The sequence below is a fragment of the Sphingopyxis macrogoltabida genome (assembly GCF_001314325.1).
Lineage (GTDB): Bacteria > Pseudomonadota > Alphaproteobacteria > Sphingomonadales > Sphingomonadaceae > Sphingopyxis > Sphingopyxis macrogoltabida.
This window is the reverse complement of sequence record NZ_CP009429.1, coordinates 1,479,576-1,503,886: the sequence shown is the minus strand read 5'-3', so window position 1 is coordinate 1,503,886 and position 24,311 is coordinate 1,479,576. Positions and strand designations below refer to the sequence as shown.

The following is a 24,311-nucleotide window of genomic DNA, read 5'->3' as shown; positions in this document are numbered from 1 at the left end:
TCGGCGCGATATTCTCGCCCGATGGAATCAACCAAGCCCCTGCCCCCGATCGCCGGGCGCGGCGCGCCGACCAATTTGCGGCCGACACGCACCGGGTCGGCCGAGCGGGTTGCCGACGGCGACTGGCTCGACGCAGCCGACGATATCGACGGTGCGCCGCCGCCCCTGCGCACGACGGTGTCGGTCGAGCATCCGAAGACGATCATCGCCCGCAACAGCTCGCCCGACATCGGCTTCGACCGCTCGATCAATCCCTACCGCGGCTGCGAGCATGGCTGCATCTATTGCTTCGCGCGGCCGACGCACGCCTTTCACGACCTGTCGCCGGGTCTGGATTTCGAAAGCAAGCTGTTCGCGAAACCCGACGCCGCAAAGCTGCTGCGCGCCGAACTCGCCAAGCGCAATTACAAGGTCGCGCCGATCGCGATCGGCACCAACACCGACGGTTACCAGCCGATTGAACGCGAATGGGGCATCACCCGCCAGATCGTCGAGGTGCTCGCCGAAACCAGGCATCCGCTGCTGATCACCACCAAGTCCGACCGCCTGCTCCGTGACATCGACCTGCTCGCGCAAATGGCGGCCGACAATCTGGTCGGCGTCGCGATTTCCGTGACGACGCTCGATCCCAAGGTCGCGCGCACGCTCGAACCGCGGGCGCCGCATCCGCGCCGCCGCCTCGCCGCAATCCGGGCGCTGGTCGACGCCGGGGTACCGACGCAGGTCAATATCTCGCCGATCATCCCCGCGATCACCGATCACGAGATCGAGGCGATCATGGCCGTCGCCGCGAAGGCGGGCGCGATCCGCGCTTCCTATATATTGATGCGCCTGCCCTTCGAGGTTGCACCGCTGTTCCGCGCCTGGCTTGCCGCACATTATCCCGACCGCGCCGACAAGGTGATGCACATGGTGCAGGATATCCGCGGCGGCCGCGACAACGACCCGAACTTCTTCACGCGCATGAAGGGTCAGGGCGTCTGGCCGCAACTGATCCGTCAGCGCATGAAGCGCGCGGCGCGCGAGCATGGCATGGACAAAAGCTTCCCGCCGCTCCGCAGCGACCTGTTCCAACCGCCCGAACGCGACGGGCAGATGGAGCTGTTCCGGACCTAGGCGGCCGCCAGCGACTTCAGCTTGTAATCCTTGTAATCGTCGCGAAGCTGCCGCTTGAGTATCTTTCCGGTCGCGGTGTGCGGTAGTTCGTCGACGAACACGACCTCGTCGGGCAGCCACCATTTAGCGACCTTGTCGGCCAGATATTCGACGATCGCCGCCTCGCTGACCTCCGCGCCGGGTTTGCGGACGATGAGCAGGATCGGCCGCTCGTCCCATTTCGGGTGATAGACGCCGACCGCGGCGGCTTCCTGCACGCCGGGCGCGCCGACCGCCGCATTTTCGAGCTCGATCGAGCTGATCCACTCGCCGCCCGACTTGATGACGTCCTTCGCGCGGTCGGTGATTTGCATGACGCCGTCGGGATGGATCACCGACACGTCGCCGGTATCGAACCAGCCATCGTCGTCGGCCGCATCCTCGTCGGCGCGGAAATAGCGCTGGATGATCCATGGCCCGCGGATCTGCAATCGCCCGCTCGACACGCCGTCGTGCGGCAGGACATTGTCTTCGTCGTCGACGACGCGCAGCTCGACCCCGAACGGCGGACAGCCCTGACGGCAGACGACATCGACGCGCTCGTTGAAGCTCATCGCGTCCCAGTTCCACGGCTTCTTGCCCATCGTCCCGATCGGCGAAGTTTCGGTCATGCCCCACGCGTGCGCGACATCGATCCCGGCGTTCATGAAGCGCTCGATCATCGCGCGCGGCGCGGCCGACCCGCCGATGATCACGCGCCGGAGCGCGCCATAACCGATGCCCGTCGCATCCATATGCGCGAACATCGCGATCCACACCGTCGGCACGCCGGCGCTGTGCGTCACGCCTTCGTCGTGCATCAGGTCGCACAGCACCTGCGCATCGTTCGTCGCCGAAAACACCAGCTTCGCGCCGATCGTCGCCGCGGCGAACGGGATGCCCCAGCTATTGGCGTGGAACATCGGCACGATCGGCAGGATCACGCTGCGGTTCGACAGGTCGAACACGTCGGGCTGGATCTCGGTGATCGCATGGATGACGTTCGAGCGATGTTCGTAGATCACGCCCTTGGGATTGCCCGTCGTGCCGCTGGTATAGCAAAGCCCGACCGGATCACGCTCGTCGAGCTGGACCCACGCAAAGCTACCGTCCTCCGCATCGATCAGGTCGCGATAGGACAGATAGCCATCGCGCGCGGGCGCGTCGAACAGGATGAAATGCTCGACCGTCGGTAGCTGGTCGCGCAACCGCTCGACGATCGGCAGGAAGGCCGCGTCGAACAGCAGCACCCGGTCCTCGGCATGATTGACGATATAGACGAGCTGCTCGTCGAACAGCCGCGGGTTCACCGTGTGCAGCACCCCGCCCATCCCGGCGGTACCGTACCAGCTTACGAGGTGATGGCCGTGATTCATCGCGAGCGTCGCGATGCGGTCGCCCTTTTTCATTCCCAGCTTCACCATCGCAGCGGCGAAACGCCGGGCATCGGCACCGACTTCGCCCCAGGTCGATCGCGTCAGACTGCCGTCGGCCCAGCGCGAAATAATCTCGCGTTCGCCATGCTCGCGCGCGGCATGATCGATCAGGCTGGTGACGAGCAGCGGCTGGCCTTGCATTCCCATCGTGGCACCTCTCCATTTATCTTTGGACAAGCGATAGGTCGGGAAAGGCCTTCGGCGCAAGCACCGGATAGTCACCGCGGTCATTCCCGCCGGGTATGGCCAGCGCCCGAAGACGTCGCCTAACGCACCCGGAACTCGCGCGGCGCGACCAGCGACAGCGCGGCTTCGGTGACGCCGCCGATCATATCGAGCCGCGCGACGACATCGGGACCCAGCGCGAAACGCCGCCCCAGTTCGATGCGGACATCCTCGTCGGTCAGCGGATCGCGGGTCGACAGGATCACACGGCCCCGCGCATCGTCGCGGCATTCGAGCAGTTTCGCGATCTCCGCCACCGCCTCGGCCAGCTCGACCCGGCACGTCAGTTGCAGCGCCGCCGTCGCGGCGATGTCCACGAGCGACTGCGCCCCCCGCACCGTTACGCGCGGCGTTTCCTCGCCTTCGAGCAGATCGAGTTCGACCGACAGCATGGCACAGCCGCCATCGGCTGCGAGCGCTTCGAGTATCTTGCCCGCACCCTCGTCGAAACAGCTCGACTGGAACTGGCCGCTGCGGTCGGACAAGGTCAGATTGAGGAAACGGTTGCCGCGCTGCGACACGCGCGGGCGCGCGCTTTCGACCATCGCCGCCATCACCATCGGGATGCGCGTTCCCGGCGTCATTTCGACATTCTCGCAAATGTCGCCATAACTCCGCGCGCCGCGCGCCGCGATGATCGCCTCATATTGCTCGACCGGATGCGCCGAAAAATAGAAACCGAACGCTTCCTTTTCGCGCGTCATCCGCTCGGCCAGCGTCCATGGCTCGGCCGCCGGAAGCTGGAGGACCGGCATGATCGCGACATCGCCGCCGAACAGCCCGCCCTGCCCGGTCGACCGTTCGTGCGCCGAGCTGTTCGCGCAGGCGAGCAACGCTTCTGCGCCGGCATAGGCCCGCGGCCGGTCGGGTTCGACCGGGTCGAACGCGCCGCCACCGGCGAGCGCTTCGATCTGGCGCCGGTTGAGCTGTTTGGGGTCGATGCGCGCCGCGAAATCGTCGAGGCTCGCGAAATCGCCTTTCGCATGGCGTTCGGCGACGAGCGTTTCCATCGCCTTTTCGCCGACTCCCTTGAGCGCGCCGAGCGCATAACGCACTGCCAGCCCCTCTTCGCTGCGCCCGACCGAGAAATCGGCCTCGCTGTCGTTGATCGACGGCGGCGCCACCTCGACCCCCAGCCGACGCATATCGTCGATGAAGATCGACAGCTTGTCGGTCTGATGGCTGTCGAACGACATCGACGCGGCGAAGAATTCGTGCGGATAATGCGCCTTCAGCCAGGCGGTCTGGTACGACAGAAGCGCATAGGCGGCGGCATGGCTCTTGTTGAAGCCATAGCCCGCGAACTTGTCGATCAAGTCGAACAGCTCGTTCGCCGCCTTGGGGGCGATCTGGTTATGCTCGCCGCAGCCAGTGACAAAGGTCTCACGCTGCGCGTCCATTTCGGCCTGGACCTTCTTGCCCATCGCGCGGCGCAGCAGGTCGGCGCCGCCGAGGCTGTAGCCCGCGAGGATCTGCGCCGCCTGCATCACCTGTTCCTGATAGACGAAGATGCCATAGGTCTCGGCAAGGATGCCTTCGAGCAGCGGGTGCGGATAGGCGATCGCCTCGCGGCCGTTCTTGCGCGCGCCGAACAGCGGGATATTGTCCATCGGACCGGGACGATAGAGCGCGACGAGCGCGATGATGTCGCCGAAATTGGTCGGCTTCACCGCCGACAGCGTGCGCCGCATGCCTTCGGATTCGAGCTGGAACACGCCGACCGTCTCGCCGCGCTGGAGCAGTTCGTAGACCGCCGTGTCGTCCCACGCGAGTGCATCCAAGTCGACGTCGATGCCGCGCAGCGCGAGCAGCCGCCGCGCCTCCTTCAGCACCGACAGCGTCTTGAGGCCGAGAAAGTCGAATTTCACCAGCCCCGCGCTCTCGACATATTTCATGTCGAACTGCGTCACCGGCATGTCCGATCGCGGATCGCGATACAGCGGCACGAGCTGGTCGAGCGGCCGGTCGCCGATCACCACCCCCGCGGCGTGGGTCGAGCTGTGCCGCGGCAGGCCTTCGAGCTGCTTGGCCATGTCGAACAGCCGCCGCACCCCGTCGTCCTGCTTATATTCGGTCATCAGCTCGGCAACGCCGTTGAGCGCGCGGTCCAGCGTCCACGGGTCGGTCGGATGGTTGGGCACCAGCTTGGCAAGCCGGTCGACCTGCCCATAGCTCATCTGCAGCACGCGGCCGGTGTCCTTGAGCACCGCGCGCGCCTTCAGCTTACCGAAGGTGATGATCTGCGCGACGGTATCACGGCCGTATTTCTCCTGCACATAGCGGATCACCTCGCCGCGCCGCGTTTCGCAGAAGTCGATGTCGAAATCGGGCATCGACACGCGCTCGGGGTTGAGGAAGCGCTCGAACAGCAGGCCCAGCTTCAAAGGATCGAGGTCAGTGATCGTCAGCGCCCAGGCAACGACGCTGCCCGCCCCCGAGCCGCGGCCCGGCCCCACCGGAATATCGTGCGCCTTCGCCCATTTGATGAAGTCGGCGACGATCAGGAAGTAACCCGGGAACCCCATCTGGACGATGACCCCGACCTCGAAATCGAGCCGCGCAATATAGGCGTTACGCTCCTCTTCGGTCAGTTCGGGTATCAGAGCGAGCCGCGCGTCCAGTCCGGCGCGCGCGTCGGCGGCGAGCTGCGCCGCTTCGCCCTCGCGGTCGCCGGCCAGGCTCGGCAGGATGGGCGCGCGCTTGGGCGCCATATAGGCGCAGCGCTGCGCGACCACCAGCGTATTGTGCATCGCCTCGGGCAGGTCCGAAAACGCATCCTCCATCGCCTCGGCGGGCTTCAGCCAGGCCTCGGGACTGCTCGTTCGCCGGTCCTCGCTCTCGACATAGGCCGACTGCGCGATGCACAGCATCGCATCGTGCGCGGGGTGGAATTGCGGTTCGACGAAGCTGGCGGGATTGGTCGCGACGATCGGCAGCGCGCGCGCATAGGCCATGTCGACCAGCGCCTGCTCCGCCGCCTTTTCGGTGGCGTCGCCGCGCCGCGACAATTCGATATAGAGCCGTCCGCCGAACAGCGCCTCGAGTTGTTCGACATAATCGTCCGCCGCGGTCGCCTGCTCGCCCGCGAGCAGGCGCGCCAGTGCTCCCTCGCCGCCGCCGGTGAGGCAGATGAGCCCGTCGGTCTTGCCCGCCAGCGCCGGCAGCGTGACGTGGGGGTCCTGTTCGATCGGCCGATCGAGATGCGCCGAGGAGACGAGCGCGCAGAGATTGCCATACCCCGTCTCGTCCTGCGCATAGAGCGCGAGCCAGTCGATCAGCGGCGCGCCGTTCGCCAGCCGCTGTCCCGGCCGCGCGACGCTCAGCATCGCACCGACGATCGGCTGCACCCCTGCCGCCTTGCACGCCTCGCCGAACGCCATCGAGCCATAGAGCCCGTTGCGGTCACAGATGGCGATCGCCGGAAAGCCACGGTCGCGCGCCGCCTTGGCGATCGCCTTGGGGTCGATCGCCCCCTCCAGCATGGTGAAACTGGAAAAGACGCGGAGCGGAACAAAGGGGCTATAGGCCATCGAAACAGGCTAGGCGGGCGCAATGATTCGGGAAAGGGGCGATTGCCCGTTCATGGCGCAGATGGAATCTCAATATCTCTGTGGCAATGGCCGCCCTTGACCAGAAAACGGAGCAATATGCGGGCGACGACAGCAAGCCATGCGCGCGGCGCAGCCAAGACGATTCTGCTGCTGCTCGCGCTGGCATTCGGCATCGGCGAGATCGCGGCGCGCGTCGCGACGCTGGGAGCGTCGCCATCCTTGCTATTCTACGCCGCGCTTTATGGCCTTCTCGCCGTCTGCCTGTGGGGTGCTGCCTTTATCGGGTCGGCGCCGCTGCGCTGGGCCTGGGCAACGCTGCTCGCGCTCGCGGCGCTGCTCGTCGACGGTTTCCAGGCCGCCACGGCCGAGGCGATGAGCTACGACGCCTTCGTCACCATGCTCCATTCGGCGGGCTTCGCCGACGATGCGCTGATGCAACATGGCGCCTCGATCGCCCGGGCGGCGGCGGGCGCGTTGCTCGTCCTGCTCGCTATCGGGCTCGAGCCCGGACCGCGGCGGTGGATTCCCCGCACGGTGGCGCTGGCGGCGCCCTTTGCCGGACTGGCGATCCTGACCATCCTGCTGTTTTTCCGCGGCGGCGAAGGCGCGCGCGGCCTGCCCGGCGCGTGGGTCGGAACCTCCTATGCGGCGCTCTATGCGATCGAAGCGGTGACCGAGCCCATCCCGCCGCGTCAGCCGGTGCGCCTCGTTCCGCGACCTTCGGCCGGACAGGGCGACGTCGTGCTGATCATCGATGAAAGCATCGCCGCGCGCTATCTCGACATCAACGACGACGCCGGTGTCCGCTCGGGACTGAAATCGCCGTCCGGCAACGTCGCCGTCGCCAATTTCGGGATCGCCGCGTCGATCACCAATTGCAGCTACGGCAGCAACCTCACCCTTCGCTACGGCGGCACGCGTGACGGATATCAGCGGCAGAATGCCGCGCTGCCTTCGATCTTCGCCTATGCAAGGCGAGCGGGCTTCGCGACGACCTATATCGACGCGCAGCGCACCGGCGGCGCCTATCAGAACGGCATGGACGACGCCGAGCGGCGCGACATCGACCATTTTGTCCAGTTCGACGACACGCCGGTCGTCGATCGCGACATGGCGGCCGCGGACGCGCTGATCGCGCTGCTGGGCAATGGCCGCCGCGACTTCATCCTCATCAACAAGATGGGCGCCCATTTTCCGGTAGCGGACAAATATCCCGAGACCGCTGCAGCCTTCGGCCCGGCCTTGCCACGCGGAGAAACCGCCAACGTCACTGAAATGCGGCTGCCCGAAAATCTGTTCAGCGGCGCCGAGGCGTGGCGGCTCTATCGCAACAGCTACCGCAACACCGTCGCCTGGACGGTCGGTGCCTTCTTCGACCGGCTGTTCGCGGGCGCCCGTCTCGACGGCGCGCTGATCGTCTACACCGCCGATCATGGCCAGAATCTCCACGAACGCGGCGATCCCGGCACGACGACGCATTGCAGCCCGTTTCCGGAAGCCGAAGAGGGCGCCGTGCCGCTCGTCGTCATTGGCGATGACGATCGCTGGGCTGCCGCCGCAAAGGCGAATTTCGACGCATCGAGCCATTACCGGATCTTTCCGACCCTGCTCGGCGCCATGGGCTATGATCGTGACGCGGTCCGCCGCCTCTACGGCGAAGCGCTCGATTCGGCGCGCGCCGACCCCGCCACCTTCAACAGCCTGTTCAACGCCCGACTGGGACGCAAGCCGATATGGGTCGAGGTGCGGCGCAGCGCCGTGGCGCGGCCGCCCGCGACCGATTTCGACGCACGCTAGCGATCAGCCCAGCAATTCCTCGATTTCCTTGCGAAGCTGCTCGGGCTTCGTCGTCGGTGCGTGGCGCGAGACGGTCTTGCCGTCGCGATCGACGAGGAATTTGGTGAAATTCCATTTGATGCCGCTGCCGAGCAGGCCGGTCTTTTCCTTCTTCAGATGCTTGAAAATCGGATCGGCATCGTCGCCGTTGACGTCGATCTTCGCCATCAAAGGAAAGCTAACGTCATAGGTCAGCGAACAGAAGTTTGCGATCTCCGCCGCGTCACCGGGCTCCTGCGCACCGAACTGGTTACACGGAAAGGCCAGTATCTCGAACTCGCGATCCTTGTAATCACGGTAGAGTTCCTCGAGCCCCTCATATTGCGGGGTGAAGCCGCATTTCGACGCGGTGTTGACGATCAGCAGCACCTTGCCGCGGTAATCGGCGAGCGACTGCGCGCCGCCGCCGGGAAGCTTCGCCGAAAGATCGTAAAGTCCCATATTCCGTCCCCTGCTTTCGGGCGTCAGCCTAAACCTCGATATGCCCTTCGTGCAAGCGCAGCACGCGATCCATCTTCGCCGCCAGCCGTTCGTTGTGCGTCGCGACCAGCGCCGCCGAGCCATGGTCGCGCACCAGCTTGACGAACTGGTCGAACACGCGGTCGGCCGTTGCCTCGTCGAGGTTGCCGGTCGGCTCGTCGGCGAGCACGAGCAGCGGCCGGTTGGCGAGCGCACGCGCCACCGCGACGCGCTGCTGTTCGCCGCCCGACAGCTTGCTCGGCTTGTGATGCAACCGTTCGCCCAGCCCGAGCCGGCCGAGCAGGTCGGCGGCGCGTTCTTCCGCCTCGGCCTGCTTCGCACCGCGAATCAGTTGCGGCAGCACGACATTCTCGATCGCGTTGAAATCGGGGAGCAGGTGGTGGAACTGATAGACGAAGCCGATTTTCTCGCGCCGCATCTTCGTGCGCTCGCCCTGCCCCAGCCGCGTGACATCCTCGCCGTCGATGCGGATCGTGCCGTCGAAACCGCCCTCGAGCAGCCCCACGGCTTGCAGCATCGTCGATTTGCCCGACCCCGACGGGCCGAGCAATGCGACGATCTCGCCGCGCTTCAGATGCGCATCGACGCCGCGCAACACTTCGATGATGACATCGCCTTGCGTGAAGCTGCGTTTCAATGCCGCGAGTTCGAGAACGACGTCACTCATAGCGCAGCACCTGTACGGGATCGGTATTCGCCGCCTTGTACGCAGGATAGAGCGTCGCGAGGAAGCTGAAGAGGATCGTCATCACCGCGATCAGGGTGATTTCGAACGGGTCGGGCTTCGACGGCAGTTCGGTCAGGAAGCGGATCGACGGGTCCCAGAGCTGCTGCCCGGTCAGGAACTCGACGCCGCGCAGCACGCCCTGCCGGAAGAACAGCGTGGCGAACCCGAGCGCCATCCCGACGAGCGTGCCCGAAACGCCGATCGCGAGGCCGATGGCCATAAATATCCGCATCACCGCGTCGCGCGGCGCCCCCATCGTGCGCAGGATCGCCATGTCGCGCGTCTTCGCCCGCACCAGCATGATCAGCGAGGAGATGATGTTGAACGACGCGACGAGGATGATCAGCGACAGAATCACGAACATCGCGACGCGTTCGACCGACAGCGCCTCGAACAGGCTGGCGTTCATCGACCGCCAGTCGGAGATGATCGCCTGCGCGGCCACCTTTTCGGCCAGCGGCTGCAGGATCGTGCCGACCTTGTCGGGATCGGTCACCTTGACCTCGATCATCCCGATCTGGTCGCCGGTGAGCAGCAGGAGTTGCGCATCCTCCATCGGCATGACGACATAGGCCTTGTCGAAATCATAGACGCCGATCTCGAACACCGCCGACACGCGGTAGCTGATCTCGCGCGGCACTGTACCGAAGGGCGTCGAGCGGCCGGCGGGGTTGATGATCGTCAGGTTCGAACCGACCGTCGCGCCAAGGTTGCGCGCCAGTTCGCTGCCGATCGCGATATTGCCCGAATTGGGGGTCAGCGAATTGAGGCTGCCCTGCAGCACCTTGCCGCCGAGCGTCTCGTTCTTGCGGATGTCGGGAACCGTCATGCCGCGAACCAGCACGCCCTCGACCCGCCCGCTGAAGGTCGCGAGCAAGGGCTGTTCGATCAGCGGCGTCGCCGACACGACGCCGGGCGTCGCCTTCGCTTCCTTGAGCACGCCCTGCCAGTCGTCGAGCCGGCCGCCGAAGCCTTGCACCACGGCATGGCCGTTGAGCCCGACGATCTTGTCGAACAGGTCGGCGCGGACGCCGTTCATCACGCTCATCACGATCACCAGCGCCGCAACGCCCAGCATCACGGCGGTAAAGCTGAACGCCGCGGCGACGAAAATGAAGCCCTCGCCGCGTTGCGGAAGCAGGTAACGCTTGAAGATGGTGCGTTCGTACGGACGCAGGATCATGAGGCGGACGGCCTTTTCGGGGCGGGGCGCATTGCGGTCATGCCGCCCGCTTTAGGGAGCGCCGGAAGCGCTGGCAATGGCTGCCGGAGTCGCGACAAAGTTGCGAGCGATTCGCAAAATATGTTGCCCATCGGCCACAGGGCCGGGCAAAAACCGTCTGGGAGCGTTCGCAAAGGGTGACAAGCCGCCCTCTACGCCCTAGCCCGATGACTTCTGGTTCAACGCGGCCCAAAGGCCCGGCTCCAGGGAGTGCAGGCCATTCGCCTGGCCTGCGCAAAGGGGGATGGCGATGTTCGTCACAGGCGCCCGGGTCTCGAAGGAGGCCCGGGCGTTGTGATTCCCGCCCCTCCGGTGCCAAAATTGCCTGATGATCGATTGCTGACGGCGACGATTCAATGCCGTTGGTCGCGTTGGCAATTGCCTGCCATGGCAAGCGCGGTCTGCAACACCGTGTCCCGCCCGTGCCGCCAGTCATCGATCGTCTGTTCGACCTGAATATCGGGGGTGACCGTCGTTTCGCCCGGCGCGCCGAACCGATAGCGGCGTTGCGCCGCGGATACGCGAAGACCCGAGTTCGGCAATGCAAACCACTTGTTCTCCTGATAGCCGTTCGGACGAGCGCCCGTCGGCAGCCCGACGAGGATTGCTTCGGTTTCGCGCCGCATATCGGTGACATTGGTCATGGCAGCGGAAAAGGTCGCGGGCCCGGTCAGGACGAACAGGCAGCCTTCACGATTGAGTTGAGTGCGCTCCCACGCGGGATAGACCATATATTGCCGTCCCGCCGGCAACGAGCCGCCGCGATTTTTTCGGAAGTCGACGATGAGCGCACGAGGCTTGGCATCGTCGATCGCCGCCCAGATGCCGGGGCCTGTCTTCGCGAGGTCCTGATAACCGGCGAAATCGAGATAGGCGACATCGTCGAACAGGCGAAGCCGCAAACCGCGCTCGGGCTCCGAAACAACGGGCGCCCCCTCGTTGCCGATCGTTACGAGCGAAGGTCGGTCGGCCGGCGCATATGATGACATCCGCATCTGCTTGCGGAGCCCGGCGGCGGTCTCGACCGTGAAAGTCGCCTCGGCCGCGCGGCGTGTCACGCCGAGCGCGTTCAAAGGTTGGGCTTGAGTCAACAGCCCGGCAACCGCATCGCGTTCGTACCAGCGATTTTCATTCCGCGGCACGAGGGCCAACAGCTTTTCGACGGCCTGTGCGGTTGGAACATCGTCGATCGCGATCAGCTTGCTGCCCAGCATGTCGCTGCGCCCGGGCAAAGCGCCGACGATATGGAATTCGCCTTCGATCCAGCGAATTTCGACGGGGTATCGCCAATATCGGTCGGACACGGCGACGAAACTATGCCCGTCGCCGATGGCGGCGGCGATCCGCTGCAGGGCCACCAGCATGGCGAAATTGTCGGCCTTGCCGGCTTTGGCCGCCGCTTCATCGGCAAGCCGCCCGATTTCGGCCTGCGAAGCGAAGTTCCAGGGATCGCGATGGTTCCGCTCCATCCCTGCAACGAGCGCGTCGATATCTTCGCGCCACTGTGCAGCGGTCAGATCGGGAATATTGTTCGCCAGGCAAACGCCTGCCCAAGCGAATGCAACCCATGCCGCCAGCAACAGCCTTGCGAGCATTGCCCAACTCCCGTTAACGCCATGATTCAGCGGAACATATACAGCCGGTAGCGTCTCGACAGCCGCACGCCAAGCCGGGCGCAGTCTGCAGGAGCGTTCGGGCCTAGCCTTCGCTCTCGCTGATATCCTCCAGCATATCGGCGTCGAGCACGCGCACCCGGCCCTGCTCCAGCGAGATAACACCCGATTCTTCCCAGCTCTTGAGCTGGCGGTTGATATGCTCGCGGCTCATTCCCGCAAAATTGCCGAGTTCGGTCTGGCTCAGTTCGACGCGTTGCGATGCCTCGGCATCCTTGCGAATCAGCCGCTTGAGATAGCGCGCCAGCCGCGGCCCCGAAGCATAAGCGCGGTCGCTCTCGATCGTCTGGTCGGCGGTGCGCAGGCGGCGTGCGAGCTGCTGCATCAGCGACCAGGCGAATTCGGGATGGCTGGTTGCGAAATCGCGCATTGCGTTGCGGCCGAGCTGGAGCGCGCTACCAGCGCTGGTCGCAGTCACCGATGCGGTGCGCTCGCCGCCGTCGAGGAGTGCGATCTCGCCGAGCACGGCGCCCGGTTCGGCATAAGCCAGCACGATTTCGCGCCCGTTCGCGGTCAGCATCGATACGCGCGCGCTGCCCTCGGTCAGGATCAGCAGGCTGTCGCCCGTGTCGCCCTGGGCCAGCAATTCCTTGCCCTTGGTGAAATTGATCTGGACTGCACGGCCTGCGATATCGGCCCAGTCCTGAATCGACAGGCCGGAAAAAATACTCTCGGGGCCCTGCAATTCGGCGAGTTTCGCGTGATCCATGCCCTGACCCTTTTCCGCCGCCGGTCCTAGACCAGACGGCTCTGCTTGACCGCCGCTTCGATGAATCCCGCGAACAAGGGGTGCGGGTCGAAGGGTTTCGACTTGAGCTCCGGATGGAACTGCACCCCGATAAACCACGGATGGTCGGGACGCTCAACGATTTCCGGCAGCATCCCGTCGGGCGACATGCCCGAAAAGACGAGCCCGCCGGCTTCGAGCCGGTCGCGATAGGCTCCATTGACCTCGTAACGGTGGCGGTGGCGCTCGCTGATCTCGTTCGCGCCATAAACGCTCGCGACATGGCTGTTCGGGGACAGCTTCGCTTCATAGGCGCCGAGCCGCATCGTGCCGCCGAGGTCGGTGTTCGCGCCGCGCTTCTGCAGCCCTTCGGCGCTCATCCATTCGGTGATCAGGCCGACGATCGGTTCCTCGGTCGGACCGAATTCGGTGCTCGACGCCTTGTCGATCCCGCTCGTGTTCCGCGCGCCCTCGATGCACGCCATCTGCATGCCGAGGCAGATGCCGAAGAAGGGCACATTGCGCTCGCGCGCGAAGCGGACGCTGGCGATCTTGCCTTCGGACCCGCGCTCGCCGAAGCCGCCGGGCACGAGAATACCGTGCAGCGGCTCGAGATTCGCCGCCAGATCCTCGTCCTGCTCGAACATTTCGGCGTCGAGCCAGCGGATGTTGACCTTGACCCGGTGCGCCATGCCGCCATGGACGAGCGCCTCGTTGAGCGATTTATAGGCATCGGGCAGCGACACATATTTGCCGACGACGCCGATCGTGACCTCGCCCTCGGGATGCTGCTTGCGGTCCATGATGTCGTACCAGCGCGACAGGTCGGGGTCGGGCGCGTCGTGGATGCCGAAGGCGCGTAGGACTTCGCTGTCGAGCCCCTCGCCATGATATTGTACCGGCACTGCATAGATGCTGTCGGCATCGAGCGCCGGGATCACCGCTTCCTTCCGCACGTTGCAGAATTGCGCGATCTTCGCGCGCTCGCCCTCGGGCAGCGGCTTTTCGCAGCGGCAGAGCAGGATGTCGGGCTGGACGCCCAGCGAAGCGAGCTCGCGCACGCTGTGCTGCGTCGGCTTGGTCTTCAGTTCACCCGCTGCCGCGATGTACGGCACCAGCGTGACGTGGACCGAAAGCGTGTTCTCGCGCCCCTCTTCGTTGCGAAGCTGGCGGATCGCCTCGATGAACGGCAGCGATTCGATGTCGCCGACGGTGCCGCCGATCTCGCACAGCACGAAATCGAGGTCGTCGATGTCGGTGCGCGCGAACGCCTTGATCGCGTCGGTGACGTGCGGGACGACCTGCACCGTCGCGCCGAGATAGTCTCCGCGGCGTTCCTTGGTGATGATCTGCTGATAGATGCGGCCCGACGTGACGTTATCGCTCTGCCGCGCCGCAACGCCGGTAAAGCGTTCGTAATGGCCAAGGTCGAGGTCGGTCTCGGCCCCGTCGTCGGTCACATAGACCTCGCCATGCTGATAGGGCGACATCGTGCCCGGATCGACGTTCAGATAGGGATCGAATTTCCGGATGCGGACGCGGTAACCCCGCGCCTGCAACAGAGCCGCAAGGCTAGCCGCCATCAAACCTTTGCCAAGGGAGGAGACCACGCCGCCGGTGATAAAAATGAACCGCGCCATGGGAGGAAAGACTTACTCAACAGGAGGGGGACGGCGCAAGCCGTCGAATCGCAAACGGCGGAAATAATTCCGCCGCGCGGGATTGGGGGTGGAGGCCGGAGCCTCCGCTGGATCGGCTTTACTTCTTTGCGGGCGCCTGCGGCTGCGCGGGGGCGTCCTTCGCCGCGGCTGCTGCGGCGGCCGCTGCCAGCGGATCGTCGCTCATCGGCGCCTGCGCCGGAGCTGCGGCGCCCTGTGCGGGCTGCTGCGCCGGGCCGGTCAGCGACGACGACGGTGCCGACTGCTGCTGCGCCGCTTTCGACAGCGATGTGTCGATCGTCGATCCGCCGCGACCGACCGAAGCCATCGCGGCGAGAAGGATCGAGAGGCCGACGAACAGGCAGGCGAGGATCGTCGTCGCGCGGGTCAGGAAATCCGCCGCGCCGCGCGCCGAGAGCAGCCCTGCGGGGCTGCCGCCGACGCCGAGGCCGCCACCTTCCGACTTCTGCATCAGAATGACGCCGATCATCACCGCGGCGACGAGCGCCTGGACGACGAGCAGGAAGGTGAACAGGTTGGACATCATTTTTTCCCGAACTCGCGCGGCCTCACTTGGTCCGCGCCCGCGGCGCACATAGAGACGAAGGCGCGCCGCTTCAACCCACAAGGCTCAGCCGAGCGCGGCCGCGGCCTCGACAATCGGCACGAATTTACCCGCGGTCAGGCTCGCGCCGCCGACCAGCGCCCCGTCGACATCGGCCGCGCCCAGCAGTTCGGCGGCATTCTCGCCATTGACCGAGCCGCCGTAGAGCAGGCGCATTTCCTGCGCGGCGTCGCCGAAACGCGCCGCCAGCGCCCCACGGATCGCACCATGCATTGCCTCGACGTCGCCGACGGTCGGGACAAGCCCGGTCCCGATCGCCCAGATCGGCTCATAGGCGATTGCGAGCCGGTCGGCGTCGAACGCGTCGGGAACCGAGCCCGCGATCTGCGCCAGCACATGGTCGATGGCCCCGCCCGATTCGCGGACCTCGCGCGGTTCGCCGACGCAGAGGATGACCGACAGGCCGGCGGCGAGCGCAGCTTCGGCCTTGGCGCGCACCTCGGCGTCGCTTTCGCCGAACCCGTCGCGCCGTTCGCTGTGGCCGACGATGGTCAGGCTGGCGCCCGCATCGACGAGCATCGGCGCCGCGACCGAACCGGTGAAAGCGCCCGACGCGGCGCTGTGGCAATCCTGTCCGCCGACCGCCGCGCCGGGTACCGCTGCGGCCATGACGCCGACCAGCGTGAACGGCGGACAGAGGGCGACATCGACGCCGTCATGCGCCTGCGCCGCGGCGAAAATCGCCTGCGCCTCGCCGATTGCGGCCGCCAGCCCGTTCATCTTCCAGTTGCCGACCACATATTTGCGCCGCGCCATCGTGCCGCTCCTTGCTTGAATCAAATGTTGACCGCGCCCTAGCGGTCATCATGGGGAAGTGGCAAGCGGGGTCGGCGCCCGCGAAAACCCCCTTTCCCGCCTTGATGCCGCGCCGCCTCCCGCCTAAAGCAACGCGCAACCGCGCCCCGTGCGCCCCGCCGAAAGAATGCCCGCTTCATGATCACCGCCATTCGCCGCCTCTTCGGATCCACCGTCGGCAAAGCCATCGCGCTCGGCTTCGTCGTCCTCGTCGGCGTCGCCTTCGCGCTCGGCGACGTGACCGGCAACTCGACCTTCGGCGGGCTGGGCGGCGCCAATGTCGCCAAGGTCGGCGATACCGAAATCGGCGTCGGCGAACTCCGCGCGCGCGTTCAACAGGCCTATAACCGGGCACGGCAGGACCAGCCAGGACTGACGCGCGAAGCCTTCGTCGAATCGGGCGCCCTCGACGGCATATTGAAGCAGCTGATCAACGACGCTGCGGTCCGCCAGCTTGCGCGCGACCTCGGTTTCGGGGTCAGCAAGCGGCTGATCGACGCACAGATCGCCGATGCCTTCTCCGGCGTGTCGGGCAGCTTCGACCAGAAGCGCTACGAAGCTTATCTTGCCGAAAGCGGTCTCAACGAAAACCAGATTCGCGGTGAAATCGAAACGCTGCTGCTCAGCCAGCAGCTCGCAAAACCGATCGGGGGAATCCCCGCCGTCGCCCCGGGCATGGCCAAACCCTATGCGGTGCTGCCGCTTGAACAGCGGCACGGCCAGGCGACCTTCATCCCCGCCAGCCCCTTTGCGCCGACCGCCGATCCGGGCGATGCCGTGCTGCAGAAATATCTTGCGGAGCATAAGGCGCGCTTCACCGTCCCCGAGCGGCGCGTCATCCAATATGCGCTGTTCGATCGCAGCGCGGTGCCGGTCCCCGCGGTGACCGAGGCCGAAATCGCCAAGGTCTACAAGGACAACGCCGCCAATTTCGCGGCGACCGAAACGCGGCGTTTCGCGCAGGTGATCGTCCCCGACCAGGCCGCCGCCAACGCCCTCGCGGCCAAGGTCCGCGGCGGCACCCCGCTCGCCGCCGCGGCGCAGGCCGCCGGCCTGTCGGCCTCGACGACGGGCGAGCTGACCCAGACCGCCTATGCGGCGACGACGACCGCGGCAGGGGCGAAAGCCGCCTTTGCCGCGAAGCGCGGCGACCTGCTCGGTCCGACGCAAACCGGCCTTGGCTGGGCGATCGCGCGGGTCGAGAGCGTCACCGCCAATCCGGCGCGCAGCCTTGCCGACGCGACCCCCGAAATCCGCACCGAACTCGAAAAGAACAAGGCGAACGAGGCGATCGTCGATTATTACAACGCGATCCAGGACGCCGTGAACGGCGGCGCGTCGATCGAGGAAGTCGCCGCCGACCGCAAGCTCCAGCTCGTCGAGACCCCGGCGCTGCTGCCGAGCGGCCGCGCCCCGGCGCAGCCCGCCTTCACCCTGCCGCCCGAAATGGCGCCGATGATCGCCCAGGCCTTCCTCGGCAGCGGCGAAGGCGAAGGCGAGATTGCGACACTGGTCGAAAACGAGAAATTCGCCGTCTTTGCGGTGAAATCGATTACCGCCGCAGCGCCGCCACCCTTCGCGCAGATCCGCAGCGACCTGCTCGCCGACTGGCGCTTTGCCGAGGGGCAGAAGGTGGCGCGCGACAAGGCCCGCGGCATCGTCAAGGCGGTCGAAGGCGGCAAGTCGCTCGCCGAGGCGGTGAGCGCCGCCGGCCCGAACATCGGCAATGTCCAGACGATCGGCGGCCGTCGCGGCGACCTCGACCGCGACGGCAAGGGTGCACCGCCCGAACTCGCGCTGTTGTTCTCGATGGCCAAGGGCACGGTGAAGACGCTCGAAATCCCGGGTAACCGCGGCTGGATGGTGATCGCGCTCAACGAAGTGAACCGCCCCGACATCAAGTCGGTCGACCCGCGCGCCGCCGCCTATATCGCGCGCCCGCTCGGCGCCGCTTTCGGCAACGAACTCGTCGAACAGCTCGTCGCCGAGGCCAAGCGCCGCGCCGGGGTGACGATCAACAAGCAACTGGTCGACCAGCTCCGCCGCGAACTCACCGGCACGGCGCCGGTCGCCGAATAAGGCGGCGCGGGTGCTGGAGGGCAGAGCCGCCGCGCTCGAGGCGCTGGCGCAGGGCCGCGGCGCGGTCGTGTGGCAGCGGCTGATCGCCGATATCGAAACGCCGGTATCGGCGGCGCTCAAGCTCATCGAGCCGGGACGCGGCGACTGGGTGCTCGAATCGGTCGAGGGCGGCGAGACGCGCGGCCGCTACAGCATGATCGGGCTCGATCCCGACCTGCTGCTCGAAGCGCGCGGCGACACCGCCCGCATCAACCGCGACTGGCGGCGCGACAAGGCGGCGTTCGAGCCGGTCGCGGCCGGCGCGCTGCAGGCGCTGCGCGACCTTGTCGCCGAATGCCGCTTCGACGTGCCCGACGGCTTGCCGAAGGCGCTGACCACCCTCGTCGGCTTCTTCGCCTATGAAACCATCGGCCTCGTCGAGCGCATCCCGCGGGCGCCCGGCGCCGGGCTCGGCCTGCCCGACATGGTCTTCGTGCGCCCGACGACGATCCTCGTCTTCGACCGGCTCGCCGACGAACTTTTCCTGATCGCGCCGCTCTGGCCCGATCCGGCGGCGCCGATCGACCGGATGATCGATGCCGCGCAGGAACGGCTCGACGATATCGCGGCGCGGCTGGCCAGCGCCAGCCCGCACGCCGACCGCGCGGCCACGGATGCGGTGCCGGGCGACATCGTTCCGATACCCGCGACGACGCCCGGGAACTATGCCGCCATGGTCGCCACGGCGAAGGATTATATCGCGGCGGGCGATATCTTTCAGGTCGTGCTGTCGCAGCGTTTTTCGACGCCGTTCGACCTGCCGCCCTTCGACCTTTACCGGTCGCTGCGGCGCATCAATCCCTCGCCCTTCCTTTATTTCCTCGACCTGCCCGGCTTCGCGCTGATCGGCTCGTCGCCCGAGATTCTGGTCCGGGTGCGCGACGGCGAAATCACCATCCGCCCGATCGCCGGCACCCGCCCGCGCGGCAAGACGAGCGCCGAAGATCTCGAGAATCGCGAAAGCCTGCTCGCCGATCCCAAGGAACGCGCCGAGCATCTGATGCTGCTCGACCTCGGCCGCAACGATGTCGGCCGCGCCGCGACCGGCGGCAGCGTTGTCGTGACCGACAGCTATACCGTCGAATTCTACAGCCACGTCATGCACATCGTGTCGAACGTCATCGGCCGCATCGCGGAGGGCAAGGACGCGATCGACGCGCTGTTCGCGGGCTTTCCGGCGGGCACCGTCAGCGGCGCGCCCAAAGTTCGCGCCTGCCAGATCATCGCCGAACTCGAAGCCGATGCGCGCGGGCCCTATGCCGGCGGCGTCGGCTATTTCGCCCCCGACGGCAATATGGACAGCTGCATCGTGCTGCGCACCGCGATCGTCAAGGACGGCGAAATGCACGTTCAGGCCGGCGCCGGCATCGTCGCCGACAGCGAGGCCGCCTATGAACAGCGCGAATGCGAAGCCAAAGCCGGCGCATTGTTCGCCGCAGCGCGCGAGGCGGTGCGGCTTGCCGGAACACCGGGTTACGGGCAGTGATTTCCAGGGATGATACCAACCCGCAAGCATCTAATATAATTGATGAGATGCCTTATATGCTCGCCTTTTACGAGGCGTCTCTTGAGCAATCCGCCCATTCGGCCGTAGATGCTTTTTTTGCGTATGGCAGAGCGATAGATGGCGGCCAGAGTGAAATAATAATTGCTCGTCACCTCCATGATGCGATGACGCATTGTGCCGCAATATCGCGCTTTTTCTGGCCGCCGGCAAAACCGGAAAGTCTTGCCGCTCGTCGTGGTGCGGCGCTCCGCAAGCAGTACGGCGTAAGCGATCATTCGCCGTTAGCAAACCGCGAACTCCGGAACGCTTTAGAACATTTTGACGAACGTTTAGATTCTTGGATTTTGTCAGGGCCAGTGGGACCAATAATGGCAAGCCCCATTGTAGCTGCCCATTCGATTGTGGACGACGGCTTTGGTCATGCCTTCAAGGTCATAGACATCGAGAACGACATCTATGTCATCCTGGGAAAGAAGTTTCCTTTCGGCGAGTTGGCAAAAGAAGTTTCCCGACTCTTGATCGGCGGCGATGAAACCATGTTACAGGAGGGAGCATGATCCTCGTCATCGACAATTACGACAGCTTTACCTTCAACCTCGTTCATTATCTGATCGAGCTGGGGGCGGAGGTGCGCGTCGAGCGCAACGACGCGCTGACCGCCGCCGCCGCACTGGCCAGCGGCGCCGATGCGATCCTCATCTCGCCCGGCCCGTGCACGCCCAACGAGGCGGGGATCAGCCTCGATCTCGTCGCCGCCTGCGCCGACGCCGCGCGGCCCCTGCTCGGCGTCTGCCTCGGCCATCAGGCGATCGGCCAGCATTTCGGCGGCACCGTCCAGCGCGGCCACCTGATGCACGGCAAGACGTCGCCGGTGTGCCACGACGGCAGCGGGCTGTTCACCGGCCTGCCCTCGCCGCTCACCGCGACGCGCTATCACAGCCTCGAAGTCGTCGATATCCCGGCCAGCCTCGTCATCAACGCGACGAGCGACGATGGCGCCGTCATGGGATTCCGCCACACCGACCTCCCGATCCACGGCGTCCAGTTCCACCCCGAAAGCATCGCGACCGAGCACGGCCATGCGATGCTCGCCAATTTCCTGAAGATCGCGGGGCTGCCGGTCGGCGATCGGAAGGCGGCATGAGCCGGTTCGGGCCCTTTCCTGACCCCTCGGCGCTTCTCGATCACGACGAAGCGGCCGATGCCTTCGCGACGATGCTCGACGGCGGCGCGACCGACGAGCAGGTGACCGAATTTCTGATCGCCCTCTCCGATCGCGGTGAAACGATGGTCGAAATCGCTGCCGCCGCGCAGGCGATGCGCGACCGGCTGATCCCCGTCGCGGCGCCCGCTGGCGCAATCGACGTTTGCGGCACCGGCGGCGATGGCCATCATACGCTCAACGTCTCGACCGCCGTGTCGATTGTTGTTGCCGCATGTGAAGTTCCCGTCGCAAAGCACGGAAATCGGGCGGCTTCGTCGAAGTCTGGCGCCGCCGACACCCTGGAAGCACTGGGGCTCGACATGGAGCGCGCCGACCGGCAGGCCGAGGCGCAGCTCGCTGATCTTGGTATCTGCTTCCTCTTCGCCGGGACGCGTCACCCCGCGATGAAGCGCATCATGCCGATCCGCAAGGCAATCGGGCGGCGGACGATCTTCAACCTCATGGGCCCGCTCGCCAACCCCGCGCGCGTCACGCGCCAGCTCATCGGCATCGCACGCCCCGCCTATGTCCCCGTCTATGCCGAAGCGCTGCACCGGCTCGGCACCGACCATTCGCGCGTCATTTCGGGCGACGAGGGGCTCGACGAGCTGTCGCTGGCCGGCGGCAACGAGGTCGCGGTGATCACGCCCGAGGGCGTCCGGATGCAACGCAGCGAGGCGGCCGATGCCGGTCTTCCGACGCGGTCGCTCGACGAGATTCGCGGCGGCGACGCGGATTATAACGCGAAAGCGCTGCGCGCCCTGCTGCAAGGCGAACCCGGCGCGTATCGCGACGCCGTACTCTATAACGCCGCCGAAGCGCTCGTCGTCGCTGGCGCCGCCGACACATTGCACGAGGGTGTCGAGGAGGCTGCCGAGGCGATCGACAAGGGCCTTGCCAACGCGCTGCTCAATTGCTGGATCGCCTATAAATGAACAAGCTCACCCAGATACTTGCCACCAAGGCCGAAGAGGTCGCCGCGCGACGCGCGGTGCACTCCCTCGCCGATCTCGATGCGATCGACGCGGGTCCCGTCCGCGGTTTCGCCGCCGCGCTGCAGGCGAAAATCGACGCCGGCGGCTATGGATTGATCGCCGAAATCAAGAAAGCATCGCCATCCAAAGGACTGATCCGGGAAGATTTTAATCCGGCGGATCATGCGCGCCAATATGAGGCCGGGGGCGCGGCGTGCCTGTCGGTACTGACCGACGCGCCCTATTTTCAGGGGCATGAGCATTATCTGATCGCCGCGCGCGCCGCCTGCGCCCTGCCCGCGCTGCGCAAGGATTTCATGATCGATCCCTGGCAGGTCGCGGAGGCGCGCGCGATCGGCGCCGATGCGATCCTGATCATCGTCGCCGCGCTCGACGACGGCATCATGCAGGACATCGAGGCGGCGGCGGTCGAGCGCGGCATGGACGTGCTCGTCGAAGTCCATGACGAAGCCGAACTTGAGCGTGCCCTGGGCAAGCTGACGTCGCGGCTGATCGGCGTCAACAACCGCGATCTCCGCACCTTCGAAACCGATCTCGGCGTTACCGAGCGCCTCGCCAAACTGGTCCCGCCGGGCACCTTGCTCGTCGGCGAAAGCGGCATCGCCAGCCATGCCGATTGCGAACGGCTGGCCGCCAGCGGCGTCAGGAGCTTCCTCGTCGGCGAAAGCCTGATGCGCCAGCCCGACGTCACGGCGGCAACGAAGGCGCTGCTCACCGGAGCGGCCGCATGACCCGCCCGACGCACCTCGACGAAACGGGTGCGGCGCATATGGTCGATGTCGGCGGCAAGGCGGCAACCGGACGCCGCGCCGTGGCGGGCGGGCGTATCGCCATGTCGGCCGAGGCGCTCGCAGCGATCCGCACCGGCAACGCGCCGAAAGGCGACGTGCTGTCGACCGCGCGTATCGCCGGCATCATGGCGGCCAAGCGGACCGCCGACCTCATCCCGCTTTGCCACCCGATCGCACTGACGCAGGTCAGCGTCGAATTCGACTGGGAAGACGGCGGCATCTCGGTGCGCGCGGTCGCGGCAACGACCGGGCCGACCGGGGTCGAGATGGAAGCGCTCACCGCCGCATCGGTAGCGCTGCTGACCCTTTACGACATGACCAAGGCGCTCGACCGCGCGATGATCCTCGGCGATATCCGCCTGCTCGAAAAGAGCGGCGGCCGCTCGGGCGACTGGCGCGCCGGATGAGCGGCCTGCTGGCGGTCGAGGAAGCGCAGGCGCGCCTGCTCGCCCTCCGCGCCCCGTTGGCGGCAGAAAATATCGCGATTTCCGAATCGCTTGGTCGCTATCTTTCGCAAGATGTCATCGCATCGCGCGACCAGCCTGCGGCGCCGCTGTCGGCGATGGACGGCTATGCGATCCGCTTTGCCGACATGCCGGGACCGTGGACGATCACCGGCGAAATCGCCGCCGGCGCTGCCCCGGACCGGACGGTCGGCGCCGGCGAGGCGATACGCATCTTCACCGGCGCCATGCTTCCGGACGGTGCCGACACCGTCATCCTCCAGGAAGATGTTGCGGCAGCGGGCACGGCTTTGACGCTGACCGGCGACGGCCCCGGCACCCGGGGGCGCCATATTCGGGAACGCGCAGGCGACTTCGCCGCCGGGGCGCGCCTGCTTGCCGCCGGAACCCATATGGGCGCGGGCGCGATCGCCGCCGCGATCATGGGTGGTGCGGGCGAGGTCCGCGTGGGATCGCGGCCGCGCGTCGCGATCCTGACCACCGGCGACGAACTCGTCGCTCCGGGCCGTGCGCTCGCGCCGGGCCAGATCCCGAACAGCAACGGAGCGATGCTCGCGGCAATGCTCGCCGCCGTTCCCGCCGACGTCGCCCTGCCGCTCCATATGCGCGACGACCGCATGTCGATTGCCAATGCCATCAAGGAGTTGGCGCGACATCATGACGTCATCGTCACCGTCGGTGGTGCGTCCGTGGGTGATCATGACCATGTTCGCGGCGCCCTCGACGACGCCGGCGGCCGCCTCGATTTCTGGAAGATCGCGATGCGGCCGGGCAAGCCGCTAATCGCCGGCACGATCGGCGAGACGCTGTTGCTCGGGCTGCCCGGCAACCCCGGCTCCGCCTTCGTCACCGCGACGCTTTTCCTGCTGCCGCTGATCCGCCATCTTGCGGGCGCAGCACATCCGCTTCCCCCAATCCGCCAGGCACCACTCGCCGCAGCGCTTGCCGCCGGTGGGGCGCGCCGGGATTATCTGCGCGCACGGGTCGACGGCGCCGCTCTCCATATGTTCGACAGCCAGGACAGCGGCCAGACCGTCCCGCTGATCGAGGCCGACGCGCTGCTGATCCGCGAAATCGGTGCGCCCGCGCGCGCAGCGGGCGCGATCGCCGATTATATCGCCATCGCTTGACAAGTTCCGGTCT

Annotated in this window: 20 protein-coding genes; 10 read left to right on the top strand and 10 right to left on the bottom strand. The window is 66.2% G+C overall.

The window, feature by feature from the left end:
* Positions 1-21 precede the first annotated feature (21 nt).
* Positions 22-1,116 carry a PA0069 family radical SAM protein gene (locus tag LH19_RS07530; RefSeq protein WP_054726607.1) on the top strand — a complete coding sequence of 365 codons (1,095 nt, stop codon included), beginning with the start codon at positions 22-24 and terminating at the stop codon, positions 1,114-1,116.
* On the opposite strand, the gene LH19_RS07525 is transcribed toward LH19_RS07530, so the two are convergent.
* Positions 1,113-2,717: a long-chain fatty acid--CoA ligase gene (locus LH19_RS07525; RefSeq protein WP_054726604.1), complete on the bottom strand. Its 1,605-nt coding sequence runs from the start codon at positions 2,715-2,717 to the stop codon at positions 1,113-1,115. The two genes, LH19_RS07530 and LH19_RS07525, sit on opposite strands and share 4 nt — an antisense overlap.
* Before the next feature lie 119 nt (positions 2,718-2,836).
* The gene (gene dnaE / locus LH19_RS07520; protein WP_054726601.1) at positions 2,837-6,325 is read right to left on the bottom strand and encodes a DNA polymerase III subunit alpha; all 3,489 of its coding nucleotides are present in this window, start codon (positions 6,323-6,325) and stop codon (positions 2,837-2,839) included.
* Positions 6,326-6,442: 117 nt separating this feature from the next.
* On the opposite strand from dnaE, the gene LH19_RS07515 reads away from it, so the two are divergent.
* Positions 6,443-8,143 (top strand): sulfatase-like hydrolase/transferase, encoded by a 1,701-nt coding sequence (locus LH19_RS07515; RefSeq protein ID WP_054726598.1) that lies wholly within the window; start codon positions 6,443-6,445, stop codon positions 8,141-8,143.
* 3 nt (positions 8,144-8,146) lie between these two features.
* On the opposite strand, the gene LH19_RS07510 is transcribed toward LH19_RS07515, so the two are convergent.
* The 8 genes from LH19_RS07510 to tpiA form a co-directional block, all read right to left on the bottom strand.
* On the bottom strand, positions 8,147-8,623 hold the full coding sequence (locus LH19_RS07510; protein ID WP_054726595.1) for a glutathione peroxidase: 477 nt from the start codon (positions 8,621-8,623) through the stop codon (positions 8,147-8,149).
* A gap of 28 nt (positions 8,624-8,651) precedes the next feature.
* Positions 8,652-9,329, bottom strand: a complete 678-nt coding sequence (locus LH19_RS07505; RefSeq protein WP_054726592.1) for an ABC transporter ATP-binding protein — start codon at positions 9,327-9,329, stop codon at positions 8,652-8,654.
* On the bottom strand, positions 9,322-10,572 hold the full coding sequence (locus LH19_RS07500) for a lipoprotein-releasing ABC transporter permease subunit (RefSeq protein ID WP_054726589.1): 1,251 nt from the start codon (positions 10,570-10,572) through the stop codon (positions 9,322-9,324). The genes LH19_RS07505 and LH19_RS07500 overlap by 8 nt, the downstream gene beginning before the upstream one ends.
* A gap of 392 nt (positions 10,573-10,964) precedes the next feature.
* A complete protein-coding gene (locus LH19_RS07495) occupies positions 10,965-12,206 on the bottom strand; it encodes a S41 family peptidase (protein ID WP_054726586.1) in 1,242 nt (413 codons plus the stop codon).
* A 103-nt stretch (positions 12,207-12,309) separates the two neighbouring features.
* Positions 12,310-12,993, bottom strand: coding sequence for a Crp/Fnr family transcriptional regulator (locus LH19_RS07490; RefSeq protein WP_054726583.1), 684 nt, complete (start codon positions 12,991-12,993; stop codon positions 12,310-12,312).
* A 26-nt stretch (positions 12,994-13,019) separates the two neighbouring features.
* Positions 13,020-14,651, bottom strand: a complete 1,632-nt coding sequence (locus tag LH19_RS07485; protein ID WP_054726578.1) for a CTP synthase — start codon at positions 14,649-14,651, stop codon at positions 13,020-13,022.
* A gap of 118 nt (positions 14,652-14,769) precedes the next feature.
* The gene (gene secG, locus LH19_RS07480; protein WP_054733169.1) at positions 14,770-15,204 is read right to left on the bottom strand and encodes a preprotein translocase subunit SecG; all 435 of its coding nucleotides are present in this window, start codon (positions 15,202-15,204) and stop codon (positions 14,770-14,772) included.
* Between the two features lie 96 nt (positions 15,205-15,300).
* Entirely contained in the window at positions 15,301-16,050 is a 750-nt protein-coding gene (tpiA, locus tag LH19_RS07475; protein WP_054726575.1) for a triose-phosphate isomerase, read from the bottom strand.
* Between the two features lie 177 nt (positions 16,051-16,227).
* Between tpiA and LH19_RS07470 the strand changes: the two genes are divergently transcribed.
* From LH19_RS07470 to LH19_RS07435, 8 genes are read left to right on the top strand one after another with little or no spacing between them, the layout of a single operon-like run.
* On the top strand, positions 16,228-18,168 hold the full coding sequence (locus LH19_RS07470; RefSeq protein WP_054726572.1) for a peptidylprolyl isomerase: 1,941 nt from the start codon (positions 16,228-16,230) through the stop codon (positions 18,166-18,168).
* Between the two features lie 13 nt (positions 18,169-18,181).
* Positions 18,182-19,693: an anthranilate synthase component I family protein gene (locus tag LH19_RS07465; protein ID WP_054733166.1), complete on the top strand. Its 1,512-nt coding sequence runs from the start codon at positions 18,182-18,184 to the stop codon at positions 19,691-19,693.
* A 56-nt stretch (positions 19,694-19,749) separates the two neighbouring features.
* Complete coding sequence (locus LH19_RS28530; RefSeq protein ID WP_145923420.1) at positions 19,750-20,271, top strand: hypothetical protein; 522 nt, start codon at positions 19,750-19,752, stop codon at positions 20,269-20,271.
* A complete protein-coding gene (locus LH19_RS07455) occupies positions 20,268-20,858 on the top strand; it encodes an anthranilate synthase component II (RefSeq protein WP_054726567.1) in 591 nt (196 codons plus the stop codon). Before LH19_RS28530 ends, LH19_RS07455 begins: the two co-directional genes overlap by 4 nt.
* The gene (gene trpD / locus LH19_RS07450; protein ID WP_054726564.1) at positions 20,855-21,853 is read left to right on the top strand and encodes an anthranilate phosphoribosyltransferase; all 999 of its coding nucleotides are present in this window, start codon (positions 20,855-20,857) and stop codon (positions 21,851-21,853) included. Before LH19_RS07455 ends, trpD begins: the two co-directional genes overlap by 4 nt.
* Complete coding sequence (trpC, locus tag LH19_RS07445) at positions 21,850-22,644, top strand: indole-3-glycerol phosphate synthase TrpC (protein WP_054726561.1); 795 nt, start codon at positions 21,850-21,852, stop codon at positions 22,642-22,644. Before trpD ends, trpC begins: the two co-directional genes overlap by 4 nt.
* Positions 22,641-23,111, top strand: coding sequence for a cyclic pyranopterin monophosphate synthase MoaC (moaC, locus tag LH19_RS07440; protein WP_054726556.1), 471 nt, complete (start codon positions 22,641-22,643; stop codon positions 23,109-23,111). Before trpC ends, moaC begins: the two co-directional genes overlap by 4 nt.
* Positions 23,108-24,298: a molybdopterin molybdotransferase MoeA gene (locus LH19_RS07435; protein ID WP_054726553.1), complete on the top strand. Its 1,191-nt coding sequence runs from the start codon at positions 23,108-23,110 to the stop codon at positions 24,296-24,298. The genes moaC and LH19_RS07435 overlap by 4 nt, the downstream gene beginning before the upstream one ends.
* Positions 24,299-24,311: the final 13 nt, after the last annotated feature.